Annotated in this window: 14 protein-coding genes and 2 pseudogenes; 8 read left to right on the top strand and 8 right to left on the bottom strand. The window is 59.0% G+C overall.

The window, feature by feature from the left end; all coding sequences use genetic code 11:
* Positions 1-27 precede the first annotated feature (27 nt).
* Positions 28-1,314, top strand: a complete 1,287-nt coding sequence (locus HMPREF3158_RS11980) for a D-alanyl-D-alanine carboxypeptidase family protein (RefSeq protein WP_070498741.1) — start codon at positions 28-30, stop codon at positions 1,312-1,314.
* Here HMPREF3158_RS11980 and HMPREF3158_RS11975 read toward each other — a convergent pair.
* From HMPREF3158_RS11975 to HMPREF3158_RS11950, 6 genes are all read right to left on the bottom strand, one after another.
* Positions 1,283-2,119, bottom strand: coding sequence for an RDD family protein (locus tag HMPREF3158_RS11975; protein ID WP_062035778.1), 837 nt, complete (start codon positions 2,117-2,119; stop codon positions 1,283-1,285). The genes HMPREF3158_RS11980 and HMPREF3158_RS11975 overlap by 32 nt on opposite strands.
* A 51-nt stretch (positions 2,120-2,170) precedes the next feature.
* Positions 2,171-3,253: a YhjD/YihY/BrkB family envelope integrity protein gene (locus HMPREF3158_RS11970; RefSeq protein ID WP_062035779.1), complete on the bottom strand. Its 1,083-nt coding sequence runs from the start codon at positions 3,251-3,253 to the stop codon at positions 2,171-2,173.
* A gap of 96 nt (positions 3,254-3,349) precedes the next feature.
* The gene (gene trpS, locus HMPREF3158_RS11965; RefSeq protein WP_061920716.1) at positions 3,350-4,369 is read right to left on the bottom strand and encodes a tryptophan--tRNA ligase; all 1,020 of its coding nucleotides are present in this window, start codon (positions 4,367-4,369) and stop codon (positions 3,350-3,352) included.
* Between the two features lie 98 nt (positions 4,370-4,467).
* Positions 4,468-4,659 (bottom strand): hypothetical protein, encoded by a 192-nt coding sequence (locus HMPREF3158_RS11960; protein WP_049147434.1) that lies wholly within the window; start codon positions 4,657-4,659, stop codon positions 4,468-4,470.
* 55 nt (positions 4,660-4,714) lie between these two features.
* A complete protein-coding gene (locus tag HMPREF3158_RS11955; RefSeq protein WP_070498676.1) occupies positions 4,715-5,641 on the bottom strand; it encodes an exodeoxyribonuclease III in 927 nt (308 codons plus the stop codon).
* A gap of 102 nt (positions 5,642-5,743) precedes the next feature.
* The gene (locus tag HMPREF3158_RS11950; protein ID WP_235591313.1) at positions 5,744-7,081 is read right to left on the bottom strand and encodes an MFS transporter; all 1,338 of its coding nucleotides are present in this window, start codon (positions 7,079-7,081) and stop codon (positions 5,744-5,746) included.
* 222 nt (positions 7,082-7,303) lie between these two features.
* Between HMPREF3158_RS11950 and HMPREF3158_RS11945 the strand changes: the two are divergent.
* The 6 genes and pseudogenes from HMPREF3158_RS11945 to HMPREF3158_RS11920 all read left to right on the top strand — a co-directional run bounded on the left by HMPREF3158_RS11945 (position 7,304) and on the right by HMPREF3158_RS11920 (position 14,318).
* A pseudogene (locus HMPREF3158_RS11945) lies at positions 7,304-8,339 on the top strand (iron-siderophore ABC transporter substrate-binding protein).
* Between the two features lie 4 nt (positions 8,340-8,343).
* Positions 8,344-9,336 carry a FecCD family ABC transporter permease gene (locus HMPREF3158_RS11940; RefSeq protein WP_062035782.1) on the top strand — a complete coding sequence of 331 codons (993 nt, stop codon included), beginning with the start codon at positions 8,344-8,346 and terminating at the stop codon, positions 9,334-9,336.
* A pseudogene (locus HMPREF3158_RS11935) lies at positions 9,336-10,340 on the top strand (FecCD family ABC transporter permease). Before HMPREF3158_RS11940 ends, HMPREF3158_RS11935 begins: the two are co-directional and overlap by 1 nt.
* 15 nt (positions 10,341-10,355) lie before the next feature.
* Complete coding sequence (locus HMPREF3158_RS11930) at positions 10,356-11,156, top strand: ABC transporter ATP-binding protein (protein WP_062035783.1); 801 nt, start codon at positions 10,356-10,358, stop codon at positions 11,154-11,156.
* Positions 11,157-12,059, top strand: coding sequence for a siderophore-interacting protein (locus HMPREF3158_RS11925; RefSeq protein ID WP_062035784.1), 903 nt, complete (start codon positions 11,157-11,159; stop codon positions 12,057-12,059).
* A 72-nt stretch (positions 12,060-12,131) separates the two neighbouring features.
* Complete coding sequence (locus tag HMPREF3158_RS11920; protein WP_070498675.1) at positions 12,132-14,318, top strand: NADP-dependent isocitrate dehydrogenase; 2,187 nt, start codon at positions 12,132-12,134, stop codon at positions 14,316-14,318.
* 109 nt (positions 14,319-14,427) lie between these two features.
* Here the strand turns inward: HMPREF3158_RS11920 and HMPREF3158_RS11915 are convergent, their stop codons facing one another.
* Positions 14,428-15,210: a MerR family transcriptional regulator gene (locus HMPREF3158_RS11915; protein ID WP_062035786.1), complete on the bottom strand. Its 783-nt coding sequence runs from the start codon at positions 15,208-15,210 to the stop codon at positions 14,428-14,430.
* A 78-nt stretch (positions 15,211-15,288) separates the two neighbouring features.
* Here HMPREF3158_RS11915 and HMPREF3158_RS11910 point away from each other — a divergent pair, with 78 nt between their 5' ends.
* On the top strand, positions 15,289-17,343 hold the full coding sequence (locus HMPREF3158_RS11910; protein ID WP_062035787.1) for a M3 family metallopeptidase: 2,055 nt from the start codon (positions 15,289-15,291) through the stop codon (positions 17,341-17,343).
* A gap of 66 nt (positions 17,344-17,409) precedes the next feature.
* Here HMPREF3158_RS11910 and HMPREF3158_RS11905 read toward each other — a convergent pair whose 3' ends face one another.
* Positions 17,410-18,426 (bottom strand): HNH endonuclease signature motif containing protein, encoded by a 1,017-nt coding sequence (locus HMPREF3158_RS11905; RefSeq protein WP_062039135.1) that lies wholly within the window; start codon positions 18,424-18,426, stop codon positions 17,410-17,412.
* Positions 18,427-18,493: the final 67 nt, after the last annotated feature.

Raw genomic sequence — 18,493 nt, 5'->3', positions numbered from 1 at the left:
GGCACTGTGCTTAAGATGTTCCATGCCATGAAATACGTTATCGCTACCGTCCTCGCTTCCGCCTGCCTCGTCGCTAGTGCTCCGCTTGCCTCGGCCCAAGACTTTGCACCCGCAGAGTCCAAACCTGACTCCAACGCTGAGTCGAACGCTGAAGGCGCCGAGACCAACGCAGACGCCGCAGAAATGAGCACGGACGCCGAATCCTCGTCCATCCGCACCGAAGCGCCGAACACCGATAACTGCCCCCATTCGCTTAGCCCCGGAGAGCCTGTCTCCACCTCGGAGCGTCTCGCGCCGGGCCAACCCACCCCAACTCCCCTGCCGCCTGTCGAATCCACGCAGCGCTGTGGTGTCACCGCCGCCCCAAGATTCGATCTCAATAAGGACGTCGTCGCCTCCGCTTGGATGGTCAGCGACTTAGACACCGGCGAGATCATCGCCATGAAAGACCCGCACGGCCGCTACCGGCCGGCTTCTATCATCAAGGCCCTTCTAGCACTCGTGGTCATCGAGGAAGTCCCCCTCGACAAAAAAGTCAAAGCCACCATGGAAGATGCATCCGTCGAAGGCTCCGCCGTAGGTATCGGCCCCGACGGCGAATACACCGTTGAACAACTCCTCGAGGGCCTACTGATGGCCTCCGGCAACGACGCCGCCCACGCCCTCGCCGGCCAAGTTGGCGGCGATGAGAAGGCCCTACGCAAAGTCAACGCGCTCGCGAAGAAGCTCGGCACCCGCTCCACCCACGCGGCAAGCTACTCGGGCCTCGATTCAGCCGGCATGTCCACCTCCGCGGAAGACATCTCCATCATCTACCGCGCGGCATTCCAAAATAAGACTTTCGCCCGCATCGTCGATACCGAACACGTCAAATTTCCCGGCTGGGGCGAGCTGCCCGGCTACGAGTTATGGAACGACAACGGCCTTTATTTAAACGATCCCAACGGAATCGGCGGTAAGACCGGCTACACCGAAGACGCCCACCACACTTTCGTTGGCGCACTCGACCGCAATGGCCGCCGCCTGCAGGCCGTCATCTTAGATACCACCGTCGAGCACGGCTTCCGCGCGTGGCAGCAGGCGCAGATGCTTCTCGACGCCGCGTATAAAGTCCCGGCTGGCTCGGGCGTCGGCAAGCTTGGCGACGCCCCGCAGAAAGAAACTCCTCGCCCCGCACCGCAGACCACGCAACAGGCCCCCGAAACTAAAAAATCAGCCCTCGAGAAAATCGAGGGCTGGGCCGGCTGGGTCATCGCTGCAGCAGTGGCCTTGCTGGTTATCGCTATCGCTGCTTTTTCACTACTTCGGCGTTAGCGAGGTTATCGTGCGCACCGAGTAAACTATTTTCCTGATTGATAGTGGTGGCGTAGAAAATCGCGGCGAAGAAGCTGACTACCCCACCCAACCCTGGAACGAGGGTGACAACGCGCCACCACTGCCGTTTCAAAGACTGGACAACGCTGAGCTTGTCACCCGAAGTCCGGTCACGGACCTCATAGCCCAACAGCTTCTTTACCGGCGTTGCGCCCCATGAAACTTCGAAGCCTACGCAGTACAAAATCGTGCACAGCCCGAAGATAAGAGACATCGACAGCTCCGAGGCCCCCGCACTAATTGCCGCAATCGGAGTAGAAACCATGCCGCATAGGACGAGGTCCGCAATAGCCATCAGCGCACGGGTGCTGCCCAACGGGCGCTCGGCGTTAACTTGCGCTGGCTGATACGGGCTAAACGGTGCCGGAGCGGCCGCCTTATTCTGCGGCGCGAAAGGATCGAAAGGCGAAGCCTGGGCCTGCGCGGTTGGAGCGAATCCATAAGGCTGCTGTGGGCGCTGCATTTGCGCCGGCCACTCGCCGTAAGCGGCAAGCTCACTCAGCTGCGCCCAAGTGGGCTGGAAACTATCCTCCAAGCCCTGATCGTAGGTGGCGCGGTTTTCCGGGTTAGACAAGATTGTGTGGGCAATCTGTGCTTCTTGCCGGCGGTCGTCGCCAAGCTCGAAGCCCATCTGCTCCAGACGCGCGTCCTTGGCAGCAAGCAAGATTCCCAGCTCTCGGGAAGTGCTGCGATGGTCGAGGGAAAAGTGCTCGTACAGGTTCGGCGCGAAGGATTCTGGAGTCATAATAAGTAGTCTAAATCAGAGCCTAAATTATAGTGTCGGGGACGGGAAATGTTACTTCCGACGTAGCAGTGCCGCGATGCCAGCAACCACAGCACCCATCGCCGCACCTGCACCGAGGGTCACGCTAGTCGACGGTCCGCTCTTGACCTCATTGCGCACGCGGATCACGGCAGGCTCCGGCACTGGTGGCTCCGCCAACTCCATGGATTCTTCGGTGGTGGCGGTCCACGCGGAGACATAAAGTACGACGCGCCAAACGAGGTACATCATGACCATAAGCACAATAACCGGACCAAATACCGCACCCGCGGGGTTGCCGGAGGCAGAAGACATGATCACGGTGGAAAGCTGCTTGATGGCCTCGAATGCCACCGCACCGATTACCGCGCCCTTCAAGCCGGACTTGGTAGGGACCTCTGTGCGTGGAAGGAAGACGATCATCCACCAGAACACGAGGAAGTTCGCCAGCAGGCCGAGGGCAATACCGGCCAGGAAGATCACGGCGTCCATGCCCGGGAAAGAGGCGATGCCGACCTTGTCAAAGATTTGCTGAGTAAGACCGGACGAGCCCGCGGCGGTAACGCCGAAGGCGATGATGAGCGCCACCAGCAGGCCGATTAGGCCCAGAAGGTCGCTCAATTTTTGGGTAAAGAAGTTGCCCTGGGTTTCGTTCGGGTCCTTATCCCACATCGCAGAAATGCCGATACGCAGGTGATTCATCCAGCCCAAGCCGGACCAGAGAGTGGTAAGGCCACCGATGCCGTACATCGCGCCGCGCTGGGCGATGGCGGTTTCTAGGACCTCGTTGATGGTGCCACCAAGGTCGCCGGATACGGAGTTGGAAATGTAATCCTGGACCTGCTGCATGAGGTCAGGGCGGTTCGCCAAGACCGTTGCGACGCCTGCCACTGTAAGCATGAATAGCGGGAATATTGCCAGCACTGAGAAATAGGTGATGCCGGCGGCGAACTGGTTGCCGCCATTTTCGCCGTAGCGGCCCAGCATGCGCATGATGTGGTCGACAAAAGGCGACTTATCCCGCACCTTGTCTACCGGACCTGGGTCATCAGCGTAGGCGCGCTCGATGCCGTAGTCGTCCGTCTTGGAAGAGTCTGTTTGGGTGGTGGTAGCCACGGGCAACATGTCCTTTTCACGTATGAGTTTTTCACAAATAAGTTCGGACTACCCAGGTTAGCGTGTCACACCACCACCGCGCAGATTAGCTAGCGATTATTTGCGCAGTCGGGGGAGGAATCCGACTGCCTCGTAAACCTTCTCCACGAGCGGTTCTGCGATCTCCGAAGCCGCCTCTGCGCCTTTAGCCAGCAGGCGCTCCAGCTCGCCGCGGTCCGCCATAAGCTCGTCATAGCGCGACTTCAAAGGAGTGGTAAACGCCTCTAGCGCATCGGCGGTATCCACCTTGAGGTGGCCATAGCCCTTGTCGGCGTACTTCTCCACCAGTGCATCAATCTTCTCGCCCGTGAGCGCAGACTGGATGACCAGCAAATTGGACACGCCCGGCTGCTTCTCGCGGTCGAAGGCTACAACGCCCAAGTCATCGGTGACCGCAGACTTGATGCGCTTCGCGGAAGTCTTAGGCGGATCCAGCAGGTTAATAAGGCCCTTCGGATTATCTCCCGACTTCGACATCTTCGAAGTCGGCTCCTGCAGGTCATAGATCTTCGCAGCGCCTTCCGGAATGAATGGTTCCGGAACGCGGAAAACCTCGCCGTATTTGTTGTTAAAGCGCTCCGCCAGGTTGCGGGTTAGCTCCAGGTGCTGGCGCTGGTCCTCGCCCACCGGCACGTAGTCCGGGGAGTACAGGAGGATATCGGCTGCCATCAGCATTGGGTAAGTAAACAGGCCAACCGTTGTGCGATCCGAGCCGTGCTTTGCAGACTTATCCTTGAACTGGGTCATGCGGGAGGCCTCGCCGAAACCGGTCAGGCACTGCAGCACCCAAGTCAGCTCCGTATGTGCCGGAACGTGGGACTGAACAAAAAGCGTGGACTTTTCCGGGTCAATACCCAGCGCAATAAGCTGTGCGGCGCCCGCGACGGTGCGGTTGCGCAGCTCCTCCGGATTCTGCTCGACGGTAATCGCGTGCAGATCAGGGATGAAGTAGAAGGCCTCGTAGCCGTTTTGCAGATCGATCCACTGCTTCAGCGCTCCCAAGTAGTTACCCAGGTGATAGGAATCAGCCGTGGGTTGGATACCGGACAGTACGCGGGATGGATTCTGCTCATTCATGGTTATTCACTCTACCCCGGCAGCTGCAGCGCGCACCCAAGAGATCAAAAATGCCCCTTCCCCAAAGGCGGGAAAGAGGCATCAAAGATGCGCAGGCTTTAAAGCTTGCGGGAGGTTGGCGCATGAACGTCGAGCATAACTGCCCAACCAGCGACCATGAACGCGCCGCCGACGCCCTGGAGGATAATAGGAGCCAGGAAGGCGAAGGACGGACCTACGATGGTCCACCACCAAATACCCAGGCCGAGCAGTACGGCGCCGAGCACGAAGTAAATAATTGCGCGGGTCATTAGGTTCTCCGTATACGAACTTAAGGGTTTAAAGACTGAGTCAGTTTAACACCGCTTAGCGATACTGCACCAGCAAAGGGGAATGATCCGACCACCGCTCCTCCACGCTTGGTGCTTTTTCCACCCAGCTTTTTTCTGCACGGGAGAGCAAGTCCTTGGTCGCCGCCTGATAATCGATGCGCCAGCCTGCGTCATTGTTAAAAGCCTGGCCGCGATAGGTCCACCAGGTATATGGACCATCAGCCTCTGGCGCCAAGCGCCTTGCAACGTCGTACCATTTGACGTCTTCCTCCCCCGGCACGCGGGTGGACCAGTCAGTCTTGGTCGCATACTCCACGACGCCCAGGTAATCGCCCAACCCTTTCTTCGGTTGCGGCGCGTCGTCCGGGAAGGTGCCAAAGACGTGATCCATGAAAGCGCGCTCTTCCGGCAGGTGGCCCGACTTCTTCTCGTTGGCCTTGTTGTTTTTCAGATCCTGCGCGCGATGGCAGATATTCCAGTCACCGCCGATAACCGCCTGCGGGTAAGCCTCTGCCAGTTCAGACAACACGCCCGAGAACTCGTCGAGGAAAAGATACTTTTCATCGAGCTTTGGTGAATCCGTATCGCCCGAAGGCAGGTACAGCGACGCCACGCGAACGTCCTTGCCCTCTGGGTCCTTAACGGTAGCCGCAATGAAGCGACCGGCATCGAGGAAGGAACCGAAGCCAACGGTGACGTCGCTAAGCGGCGTGCGCGACAAGATGCCCACGCCCGCGCGCCCCTTAGCGGCAGCCTCTGCCTGCTCGAGGTGCCAGCCGGCCTCCAAAGCTGGGGCAAGCGCCTTCTCCGTCTCCTTCGAATTCGCGCGGACTTCCTGCATGAGGACGACGTCCGCCGCAGTCTCAGCAAGCCACGCATTCATGCCTGGGTTGTTTTCATTGCGCTGCTTGCAGGCGGCGCGAATTCCGTTGACGTTAACGCTTGCGATAGTAAAAGTCATGCGCGCCAGTCTACTTACGCGCAAGCAGACAAACCGCAACCGCCACCGCGGCTAGCTCCGCGCCCGCCAGCGCCGGTGGATGCCTGCGAGCTCATAGCCTCTCTAGCTTTGTTCGATGATCTTGCTATAAACACCGCTTCGCTTGGCGGTTACCTGCGTGATGAACCAGACAACGATACCGCCCGATGCGAGCACCGCACCGACAAGCGAGGTGGCGTTGTAGTCAAAGCCCGCACCGACGACGAGTCCGCCCAAAGCCGCGCCCGTGGCGTTCGCGATGTTCAACGCGGACTGGTTGAGCGCGGAAGCCAGGGTCTGGGCATCGCCGGCGACAATCATGAGGCGCAGCTGCAGTGATGGGATAAGGACGGAGCCGAAGAAGGCTAGGAAACCGAACGCGGTGGCGGCCACCCACAGATTGTGGGCGCCGAAGAAGAAGATGAGCGAGGTCGCAACCAAACAGAGGAGGGCGCAGACGATGGAGTATTCGGTGTTGCGGTCAGCAAGCGCGCCGCCTACAGCGTTGCCGATGGTCATTCCGATGCCGTAAATCATCAGCACCGCCCAGGTCCAGTGCTCTGGCATTCCCGCAACTTCGGTCATCGTCCAGGTGATGTAGGTGTAGACGGCGAACATGCCGCCGAAGCCGACGATGCCCATGATGACAGAAAGCCATACCTGCAGGTTCTTCAAAGCGCCCAGCTCAGTGGAGATATCCGTCGAAGGCATCTGAGTCATGTGTGGGAAAAGGAAAAACAGCAGAATCATCGTCGCCAGCGCGAGCAGGACGACGATGAAGTAAGCCGCGTGCCAACCCAAGCTCTGGCCCAGTGCTTGGGCTGCTGGCACGCCGACGACCGTGGCCACGGCCAAGCCCATGCCGATTGCGGCCATCGCCTTACCACGAGCGCCTTTCGGCGCCATCGCCGCAGCCGAGAGGTTAGCCACGGAGAAATAAGCGCCGTGCGGCAAGCCCGCAATAAAACGGGCGATAAGTAACGTCGCCAGGTTTGGCGCCAGTGCCGTCAGCAGGTTGCCAACCAGAAGAAATGCGATTAGCAAAATGATCAGTCGACGGCGCGGGAGTTTGCCCGTTACCGCAGAAATCACCGGCGCACCGACCACAACGCCGAGCGCGTAGACCGAAATCAGCGTCGAGGCAGCGTCCTCCGTAATGCCAAAGTCACCTGCGATAAGCGGCAGCAAGCCCATCGACACGAACTCGGTGGTGCCAATCGAAAACGCACCCAGCGCAAGGGCGAGGGTCACCAGTGTACGGCGGGCATTGGAAATCTCGGTTTGGCGGGGGACGCGGGGCTTGGGTGCGGCGTCGGCAAGCAAGGCATCGGCACGCGAAGCATCGGCAGGCGAAGCATCGGCAGGCGAAGCATCGGGACGCGAACTATCGGCGGACGCGGCGGTAGAAGAGACAGGTTTCACGTGCGGAGACCTTAGCGCGGGGCAGACGGTGTGCGTAAGTCAGAGAGACTGAACTGGGTTATTCCCACACCATCGGACTTTTATGCCAAAGCTCACACCGCAGAAATTACGCAACATAGTCGTTGTGTAATAGGCTTGCCTAAGTTAGAACAGGATACCTTATCCAGTAATCACTGCTGATCCACCAAGCAAGGAGATCTCCCCCTCGTACGTGCACAAAGCATCATCGCCTCCGTCGCAGCGGCAGCCACCCTATTCAGCGTCACCGCCTGCTCGTCCGAAGAATCGACCAGCAACGAGTCTGTCTCCTCTGCAGACAACGCGAACTCGGCCGCTTTCCCCGTCACCATCGAGCACGCTTTCGGTGAGACCACTATCGAGAAGGCGCCTGAGCGCGTAGCCACCGTTGGCTGGGCTAACCACGAGGTCCCCCCTAGCCCTTGGCGTTGTACCAGTGGGCATGTCCAAGTCCACCTGGGGCGATGACAACGGCAACGGCATCATGCCGTGGACCGAAGAAAAGCTAAAGGAGCTCGGTGCTGAACCCCCGACGCTTTTCGATGAAACCGACGGCATCCCCTTCGAGCAGGTCGCCGATACCCAGCCGGACGTCATCCTGGCCTCCTACTCTGGCTTGACGCAGGAAGATTACGACACGCTGTCCAAGATCGCTCCCATCGTAGCCTACCCCGATGTTCCATGGGCTACGTCCATGGAAGAGATGGTGGAGATGAACGCTGAGGCCATCGGCAAGGAAGACGAAGGCAAAAAGCTTGTCGACGACCTCGATAAACAAACCGAAAAGGCCCTGAGCAAATATCCAGACTTAAAGGACAAGAAGCTCCTGTTCACCGCATTCGGCGGCACCACTGACGCCTCCAAGATTGGTTTCTTTACCACTGAGGATCCGCGCATGGGCTTCCTTGCTGAACACGGTCTCGGAACCCCGGACATCGTAGAGAAGAACTCCGAAGACGCGAAGCAGTTCTGGGTTGAGGTCTCGGCCGAAAAGCCGGAAGAATTCAACGACGTCGATCTCGTCGTGGCCTACTCCTCCGGCAACGCGGCAGATGACAAGAAGACTTTGGAGGAAATGCAAAAGGATCCGCTTAAGGGCAAAATTCCGGCCGTAAAGGCTGGCCACGTTGTATTCCTCGACAACGGCCCGCTCGGTGCTTCTGCTAACCAATCTCCGCTTTCTATTCCATGGGGTATCGATAAATACTTCGAGCGCTTGAACTCCGGTTTGCAGGGCTAATTCCATGACGGCTAAAAAGACCGCCGTCAGCATCGGACTATTGGCCGCCACTGTTGCCGCAGTGGTGGCTTCGGTCATGTTTGGCGTGCGCACGATTTCCCTATCCGACGCCCTCTCAGCGCTTAGCGGTTCCACTGCCACCGCCAGTGAGGCCGCCGCCTACTTGCGCGTGCCCCGCACCGTTTTGGCACTATTCGTCGGAGCTGCACTCGCCATGTCGGGCACCACGTTGCAAGCCATGACCCGCAATCCCCTCGCCGACCCCGGCATCTTCGGCATCCTGTCTGGTGCTTCCCTCGCTGTGGTCGTGGGTATCGCGTTCTTCGGACTCTCGCGCCCTGTTCCGACGATGATTGTGTCCATCATCGGTTCTTTCGCGGCCGCGGCGTTTGTTTATTTCGTCGGTTCCCTAGGCCACGGAGGCGCTACTCCCCTAAAGCTCGCGCTGTCCGGCGCCGCTACAGCCGCGGCCTGCTCGAGCTTGGTCAGCGCCGTGCTTTTGCCCCGCACCGATGTCATGGACCAGTTCCGTTTCTGGCAAATTGGCTCCGTTGGCGGCGCCCAGTGGCCGCATATCGCTATGGCCCTGCCTTTCCTAGTGCTGGGTCTTGTCATCGTGTTGGCCTGTTCGACAGCGCTCAACGCACTTGCGCTTGGCGACGACGTCGCCACCGGCCTCGGCATCAACGTCCTGCGTGCGCGCCTAATCTCCGTTGTCGGGGCAGTCATCTTGTGCGGCACGGCCACGGCGCTCGCCGGCCCCATCGCTTTTGTGGGCCTTATCGTCCCTCACGTGATGCGCATGGCCCTAGGAACCGACCATCGACTTCTCCTGCCGATGACCGGCCTCGCCGGCGCCTTCCTGCTCGTCGCAGCCGATACTTTGGGCCGCGTCGTCGCACGCCCCAGCGAGATTGCCGTCGGAATCCTCACCCCGCTTATCGGAGCGCCATTGTTTATTTGGATCGTCCGTCGCACAAAGGTGCGTGATCTCTAATGCAAACACTCCAGCAGCAGCGCCGTGCCCGCACTCGTTCTTTTGCCTGGTGCCTTAGCGCGCTCATCGCTCTCATCGTAGTGTTGTGGGCCGCCAGACTCATGTTTGGCGAGACCGTCTACGGCCCCCAGAAGATCCTCCAGGTCTTACTCGGAGAGACCGTTCCCGGCGCTTCCTTTACCGTCGGCGAACTACGCCTGCCGCGGGCCACCGTGGCCGTGGCTGCAGGAATCGCTTTCGGCATCGCCGGTGTGACCTTCCAAACCATGCTGCGCAACCAGCTAGCCTCGCCGGATATCATCGGCATCTCCTCCGGCGCCTCAGCCGCAGGCATTACGGCAATCGTCTTTTTCAATGCTTCCCAAACCACAGTCTCGATTTAGTCGCTGCTGTGTTCCCTCGCTGTTGCCGGAGCCATCTATTTGTCGTCGCTCAAGTCAGGTTTTACCGGCACCCGCCTGATTCTCATCGGCATCGGTATGGCCGCAATCTTGCAGGCCTGGACGAACTTCGTGCTATCGAAAGCACCGTCCTATGACCTGCCCACGGCCACACGGTGGATTACGGGCTCACTCAACACCATGTCTTGGCAGCGTGGCCTCCCCCTCCTCGTGGCGGTAGTAGTCATCGCGCCGGTCATGGTTATGCTCGGCCACAAACTCAACGTGCTACGGCTTGGCGACGACCTCGCCGTCGGACTCGGCCTCCGCCTTAACGCTGTACGCGTTACGGCAATTGTCGGTGCGGTCATCCTCATCGCAGTGGCCACCGCTTCGACAGGCCCCATTGCATTCGTGGAATTTATGGCAGGGCCAATCGCCACCCGGCTTTTCCGTCAGGGACCTTCGATGATCGCTCCCGCCGGTGCCATCGGTGCCATCCTAGTTCTTGCTGCGGACATGGCCGGACAATACTTCTTCGGCACCCGCTATCCGGTCGGAGTCGTCACCGGTGCGCTCGGCGCTCCCTTCCTTATCTATTTGCTTACCCGTACCAACCGTTAGGACACCGTCGCCACAATGAAACAATCAGCACAACTTTCCGCGCAGGAAATCACCCTAAGCTACGGCGAGCACGACATCTTAAGCGATCTATCCCTCTCGCTCGCCCCAGGAAAGATAACCTCCATCGTCGGCCCAAACGGCTGCGGTAAGTCGACCCTCCTACGTTCGCTCTCCCGTCTGCTAAAGCCAACACGCGGCGACATTTTCCTAGACGGTAAGAAGATTGCCGATATCCCGACCAAACAGCTCGCCACGTCGCTGGGCTTGCTACCGCAATCACCAATCGCGCCGGACGGAATCGTGGTCGCGGACCTCGTCGGCCGCGGGCGTACTCCGCACCAGGGGCTGCTTGGCCGCTGGAGTCAGGAAGACTACGCAATTGTGGAAGAATCGATGGAGCTGACGGGCGTCGCCAGCCTGGCGCAGCGCTCTATCGATGAGCTCTCGGGCGGCCAACGCCAACGCGTGTGGATCGCCATGGCACTAGCCCAGCGCACCGACATCTTGCTCTTGGATGAGCCCACCACCTATCTCGATATCAAGCATCAGCTCGAAGTCCTCGACCTGCTGGTGGACTTGAACGAAAAGCATGACACCACCATCGTGATGGTCATCCATGACCTCAACTTGGCTGCCCGGTACTCCGATGCGCTCATCGCTGTTAAAGATGGCACGGTCTACGCTCAAGGCACCCCGCAGGAAGTTTTGACACACCAGACCGTGCACGACGTGTTCGGTGTTGACTCGGTCATCGTTGATGATCCAGTCTCGGGGCTGCCGGCTGTCATGCCGATTGGGAAAAGGAGGGTGAAATAAGTGGCCTATCAACCATTCCGCGCGACCGTCGTCGACTCCACGCGGATTTCGCCAAGCTTTCAACGCGTACGCCTGTCTGGATTGAAAGAAATGGGCCCTGCAGGTGCGATCCACGATCTGCGCATCAAGCTGATCATCCCCGGCCCTGCCGGCCTGCCTGAACTGCCTGCCGCAGAAGATTGGTTCAGTTCCTGGCAAAAGCTCGACCCGGCTACCCGCGGAGCGATGCGCACATATTCTGTACGCGATTTAGACCGCGAAAACGGCATCCTCACCGTCGACTTCGTCCTGCATACTGCCCCTGGGCAAACCGGGCCAGCATCTTCTTGGGCACACGCGGCCAAACCCGGCGATAGCATTTACGTGATTGCTCCCCACGCCACCGACGCCCCAGGCCCTGGCATCGAATTCCAGCCCGGCGAGTCCCGCGAAATCCACATTCTGGGCGATGAAACCGCACTGCCTGCAATCGCCCGCATCCTCGACGAATGGCCGGCGGGGCTGACCGGCACTGTGCACATTGCGGTGCCCTACTTCCAGGATGCCCAAGCACTCGCTGCTCCAGCCGGTGTCAAGGTGGAATTCCTCCCGCACGACGAAGCCTCACTTATCGGCGCCCTCGCCCACCTCGCAGGTCTTCCCTCTCCCGCCCCTGCCGATAAAGACTTACAACCGAACTCCTTAAGCAGCGTCGTGGAGCGCGAAATCCTCTGGGAAACCCCCGCCTATTCCTCTTCCGGTGAAGAACTAGGCGAGCGCGCTGCAAGCGATGCGTATTGGTGGATTGCGGGAGAAAGCGGCGTCGTCAAGCGTATGCGTCGATTGCTGGTTAAAGAGGCCGGCGTGCCCCGTTCGGCTGTGTCTTTCATGGGATATTGGAAGCGTGGGGTCTCTGAGGGGTAGTCGTCAACGCCGCGAATACTAAGTAGGTATTCTGGTAGGTCGAAACATTTTCACGTTTTAATTAGGAGAATCATGGCAAAGATTATCTGGACCCGCACGGACGAAGCTCCGCTGCTTGCAACCTACTCTTTCAAGCCGGTTGTTGAGGCCTTCGCCTCCACCGCAGACATCGAGGTAGAAACCCGCGATATCTCCCTGGCCGGCCGCATCCTGGCGCAGTTCCCGGAGCGCCTCGGCGACAAGAAGGTCGAAGACGCCCTCGCTGAGCTGGGCAAGCTGGCTAAGACTCCGGAAGCTAACATCATCAAGCTGCCGAACATCTCCGCTTCCCTCGTCCAGCTAAAGAAGGCAATCGCTGAGCTGCAGGCTGCAGGTTACGACGTCCCGGATTACGAGGACGCGCAGGAGGCCTACGCTGTGGTTACCGGTTCCGCTGTGAACCCGGTGCTGCGTGAGGGCAACTCTGACCGCCGCGCTCCCATCGCAGTGAAGAACTTCGCGAAGAAGTACCCACACAAGATGGGCGCTTGGTCTGCTGATTCCAAGACCAACGTGGCCACCATGTCTGATAACGACTTCCGCCACAATGAGAAGTCCGTCATCCTGGAGCAGGATGACACCCTTTCCATCAAGCTCGTTGCTGAGGACGGCGCTGAGACCGTGCTGTTGGAGAAGCTACCGGTTCTAAAGGGCGAGGTTGTTGACGGCACCTTCATTTCCGCAAAGGCTCTGGATGAGTTCCTGAAGGCTCAGGTTGCACGCGCTAAGGAAGAGGGCGTTCTCTTCTCTGCTCACTTGAAGGCCACCATGATGAAGGTCTCTGACCCGATCATCTTCGGCCACGTTGTGCGCGCTTACTTCGCTGATGTCTTTGCACAGTACGGCGAGCAGCTTGAGGCCGCTGGTCTCAATGGCGAGAACGGCCTCGGCGCTATCTACGAGGGCCTGAACTCCCTCGAGAATGGCGAAGAGATCAAGGCCGCATTCGACGCTGCTCTCGAAAACGGTCCGGACCTGGCTATGGTCAACTCCGCTAAGGGCATCAGCAACCTGCACGTCCCATCTGACGTCATCATCGACGCTTCCATGCCGGCCATGATCCGCACCTCCGGCCACATGTGGAACAAGAATGATGAAGAGCAGGACACCTTGGCTGTCATCCCTGATTCTTCTTACGCTGGCGTCTACCAGGCAGTTATCGATGATTGCAAGGCGAATGGCGCTTTCGATCCTTCCACCATGGGTACCGTTCCGAACGTCGGCTTGATGGCTCAGAAGGCTGAGGAGTACGGCTCCCACAACAAGACCTTCAAGGTGCCGGAGAACGGCACCGTACAGGTGACTAGCTCCGCTGGCGACGTCCTCATCGAGCACGACGTCGAGGCAGGCGACATCTGGCGCGCTTGCCAGACCAAGGATGCTCCGATCCAGGATTGGGTCAAGCTGGCTGTTAACCGCGCTCGCCTTTCCGGCATGAAGACCATCTTCTGGCTGGACCCGGAGCGCGCACACGACCGCAACATCACCTCCTTGGTTGAGAAGTACCTCCAAGACCACGACACCGAGGGCTTGGATATCTCCATCGCCTCCCCGGTCGAGGCAACCAAGATCTCCATCGAGCGCATCCGTAAGGGCGAGGACACCATCTCCGTCACCGGCAACGTGCTGCGTGACTACAACACCGACCTGTTCCCAATTCTCGAGCTCGGTACCTCCGCAAAGATGCTGTCTGTGGTTCCGCTGATGGCTGGCGGCGGCCTCTTCGAGACCGGTGCAGGCGGATCTGCGCCGAAGCACGTTCAGCAGGTTGAGGAAGAAAACCACCTGCGTTGGGACTCCCTGGGTGAGTTCCTCGCATTGGCAGAGTCCTTCCGCCACGAGCTCAACGCTCACGGCAACGCTAAGGCAGGGGTGCTTGCCGACGCCCTCGACAAGGCCACCGAGACCCTCCTCGACGAGGGCAACTCCCCGTCCCGCAAGGTCGGCGAGAACGACAACCGTGGTTCTCACTTCCACCTGACCCTGAACTGGGCCAAGGAGCTGGCTGCTCAGACCGAAGACGCTGAGCTGGCTGAGACCTTCAAGCCGGTTGCTGAGGCACTCGAGTCTAAGAAGGACGAGATCCAGCAGGGTCTGCTCGATGTTCAGGGCTCCCCAGCTGATCTGGGCGGCTACTACGCACCGGACGAGGAAAAGATTTCCTCCGTCATGCGCCCGGTTGCTGCCTTCAACGAGATCATTGACGGCCTGAAGAAGTAAACCGTAACAAAAAGGCTCCCCTCTCTTACGGAGGGGAGCCTTTTTGTTGCTCGAGTACAGCACTGCGTTGAGCTCAGCGCTTAGGCTTGCTTGGTGCGTTTGAGCATCACTAACGCCATTGCGCGGTGTCTGGGTCGATTCCCGCGGCGTGTGCGGCGGCGTTAATCGCGTCTTGGAGCCACTGCGCAAGACCTGGCGCCTGGGAATCGTAGTGAGCGCGGAAACGCTCGTCGGCGGTGTAGCCGCGCGCGATAAGCACATGTTTGGACTTCGATACCGGAAAGTGCTCACCTAACAATTCGCGGTGTCGCTCTACCAGCTGTAAAGCTTCCGGCGCTGCGGGGTCCATTCCGGCCGTACAAGCAGCGGCTAGCTCACGCTCGAGTTTTTCATGGCGTTGCTTAAGCTCTTCCCAGTCTGCCACGTTGCGGCGGGCTGCATTGCGCTGGGAGATAGCCCAGTCTTCCGTATCGCCATAGGTTTCTTCGGCTTCGGCGTGGTGTTCGGCGAAACTATCGCCAAGCACTGCCGCAATCTGCGAAACCGAGAGATTGTTGTTATTCATGGTTTCCTCCAAAAGGGCATCGAGTGCGCGCACTTGTTCATCAAGGCGGCGTTGTTTTTCCATGAGCATCGCCTGTTGGCGGCGTAGGTGTTCCACCGGACTATCTCCCGCTTCCAGGGCCGCAGCTATATCTTTAAGCGGCATCCCCGTAGCGCGGTAGACCACAACTCTTTGCGCCCGTGCGATGTCTTGCTCCGAATAAAGCCGGTAGTTAGACCACGTACGAGCGTTCGGTATAACAAGTCCGCGTTCTTCCCAGTAGTGCAGAGTACGTACGCTGACTCCCAGAAATTCTGCGGCTTCGCCTACTTCCATGTGTATGCTCATACCAAAATTTCACTCCCTTACGTCGCGTGAGAGTCAAATCACTCCGCTTCAGCCCCTTATTGGGTACATTGCTCACTTATGAGTAATCCACTACTTTCTCCGTCTACTCTGCCCTACCAATTGCCACCTTTTGCCGAGATTAAAGAAAAACACTTCCTCCCGGCTTTTCACAAGGCTCTTCAGCTTCATGATGCCGAAATCGCCGCCATCGTAGATAATCCCGCCGACCCGACGTGGGAAAACACCGTCGAAGCACTAGAGAGCTCCGGACAAGACCTGGAACGCGTCATTGCTGTCTTTGCGAATCTCTCCGGAACCGATATCACCGACGGTATGGAGGCCATCGGTTCGCAGCTATGGCCAGAGCTTTCCGCCCATCAAGATGCGATCTATCAAAATGCGGTTCTCTACGCCCGTTTGAAGGAAGTGGGCGTAGACACGCCCAAGGACGAGGAATCCCAACGTCTATATGCTCATTTGCTGCGTACGTTCGCTCGCAAAGGCGCGGACTTAGATTCCGCAAGCAAGGCCCGGCTTTCGGAAATCAATCAGCGTCTTTCGACTCTGTCTGAGGAATTCGGCCGAACGCTGATGGAATCAACCCGAAAACTCGCGGTGGAGCTCACGGAACAGGAGTTGGAGGGCCTGCCGGAGGAGAGGAAGGCCTCCGCGAGCGCGGATGCAAAAGCTCTGGGTCGTGAAGGCTTCGTGATTCCTCTAGAGCTGCCAACTGTGCAATCGGAGCAGGCCCGTCTCGTGCAGCCGGAGGCTCGTGCGAAGCTTTATGAGGCGTCTGCTCGCCGCGGCGAAGGAAACGCAGAAGGTCTCATCGAGGCCGTACAGCTACGTGCCGAGCGCGCGGAACTTTTAGGATTTACCTCGCATGCCGACTATGTCATCTCTGAAGAAACTGCCGGAAGCGCCCAGGCGGCTCGCGATATGCTCTTCCAACTAGCACCTGCGGCTGAGGCCAACGCAGAAGGTGAACAGAAGTTGCTCGCCGAGGCAGCGAGCCTGCGCGATGAGGACTTTAGCGCAGCGGATTGGCCATATTGGGAGTCGCAGGTGCGTGCCCGTGATTTCGCGCTGGACGAGGAAGAACTACGCAATTACTTCCCACTCGAACAGGTCTTGGAGGAAGGTGTATTCGCTGCTGCAAATCGTCTTTATGGCATCGTGGTTGTCCCACGCGATGACTTGGAGGGATATGCCGAGGGCGTGCGCGTGTGGGAGGTTTTCGACGAGGGCCAGGATCCCGCAACGGACAAGGACAATGGCATCGGCCTGTTTGTCACTGATTACTTCGGCCGCCCCACCAAACGCGGCGGGGCATGGATGAGCGAGTTTGTGGGTCAGGCAGGTCTGCTGGAGCGCAAACCGGTGATCGTGAACGTCATGGGAATTACCAAGCCAGCCGATGGTTCACAGCCGCTGCTGAGCTTGGACGAGCTGCGCACCGTCTTCCACGAGTTTGGCCATGCGCTGCATGGTTTACTCTCGGATGTCCGATACCCCACTTTCGCAGGTACAAACGTCCCCCGAGACTGGGTCGAGTTTCCCTCGCAGATTAATGAGAACTGGGCATTGGAGCCGGCACTGGTGAAGCGTTACGCCCGCCACGTGGATACCGGCGAGGTCATCCCCGATGCACTCTTGCAGGCAGTTTCGGAAGCCAGCGAGTTCGGCCAGGGCTTTGCCACGGTGGAATACCTAGCGGCCTCGATTGTGGACTTGGCGTGGCACTCGCTTTCATTCGACGAAACCGCAGACCTCAAGGCGGCGGAGGTTGCGCAGTTCGAGAAGCAAGCCCTAGCCAAGGCCGGGCTGAACAACCCGCTTATCGCGCCGCGCTACCGTTCCCAGTACTTCAACCACATCTTCGCCGGCGGATACTCTGCAGGCTATTACTCCTACCTCTGGGCCGAGGTCCTCGACGCCGATGGATTTTCTTGGTTCAAGGAAGAAGGCGCCGGTGACTCGGACGAGCAAGCTCGTGCAGCTGGCGAGAAATTCCGCAAGCTCATCTTGTCCAAGGGCGCATCGCGCGATTTCACCGAAACCTACCGCGAACTGCGTGGCCGAGACAAGGACGTCGAGCCGCTGCTCAAGCGCCGCGGCCTCGCTGGTGCTTAAGGCATGCGTGTAGGCGCAATCGCCCAAGCGATTGCGCTAGTTCTGGCAACTACAGCTGGGTTACTGCTAGGTAACGAAGGTAGGCGGAGCTTCGTACGGTGGCTGCCATGCCACCCGCCCGCCGATGCGGAGCATGCGCCCGCGTTCGGGAGGCGCATTCGGGTCATCGCCGTTTACACCGTTGTGGTAGGAACACAGCGGAACCATATTTGAAACGTTGGTTTCGCCACCGTGGACCCAAGGCTCGATGTGGTGTATCTGGCAACGCTCAGCCGGAACTTTGCAATCCGGCCAGGCGCAGGTGGGGTTTTCTGCTGACAACATCTTTCGCTGCTTCGGCGAAGCAAAGCGCGACATGCGGTATAGATCCACCGGCCCTTCCTCGCGGCTAATCAGGGTAACGAATCCCTCGCCGGAAAAAGTACGCTCAAGATACTCCGCACCAGTCATTGTGGCACCGGAGGTAGTGCGCAAAATAACATCGCCATCATCGCGACCATTACCGCGCTGCAGCTCGCAATAATCCTCGAGATGGACTACCACCATCGTGGTAGCCTGCGTGCGCACTCCGCCCTCGGACTGCGATTCCAAGAAGCTCGCGCCGGGGCGAGACTGGTCGATGCCTTTGAATACATCCGTAATTCCCATCGAAGAACCAGTGACAGTCAGCGTGGCCAGACCATTGGGGTGCTGGCGCAAAGTAGCACGTTCAGATGCTACCCGCGGCGGCTGCATCTCCTTCAAGCGTTTGCGCGCGAGCCTTTCTACCTCTGGCGACGCCGCCGCGCAGAGTTCGACGCGCAAATTCCACGCCGCGACTTTCTTCTTAACTCGCGAAACAAAATGTTCGATGCGCCGCAGGGTGCTCAGGCTATGCTGCTGGTTTCGCGCGTGTGCAACGGCGGTGCGTTGCTTCTTGCTAAACGACGTCGGCCCAAAATAGGTGCTGTGTAGCGCCAGAAGCTCGGCGGCATCAGCAGACGTGGCACCTAAAGAAATCAGCTGTGCGGCAGACATGCCTTCGCACTCAGCGACGAGGTCAACGCCTCGGCTGAGTGCTGCAAGGTATGTCTTAAGGCTCATAGCCATCAAGCTACCCAGGCCTTCTACCAGCCACAACGCCTTGGCGCCCAGGATGGTCAAATTCGCA

It is taken from the genome of Corynebacterium sp. HMSC06G04 (assembly GCF_001807365.1).
GTDB classification, from domain to species: Bacteria; Actinomycetota; Actinomycetes; order Mycobacteriales; family Mycobacteriaceae; genus Corynebacterium; species Corynebacterium simulans.
Note: the sequence above shows the minus strand (reverse complement) of the source record. Positions and strands in the feature narration are given on the sequence as shown.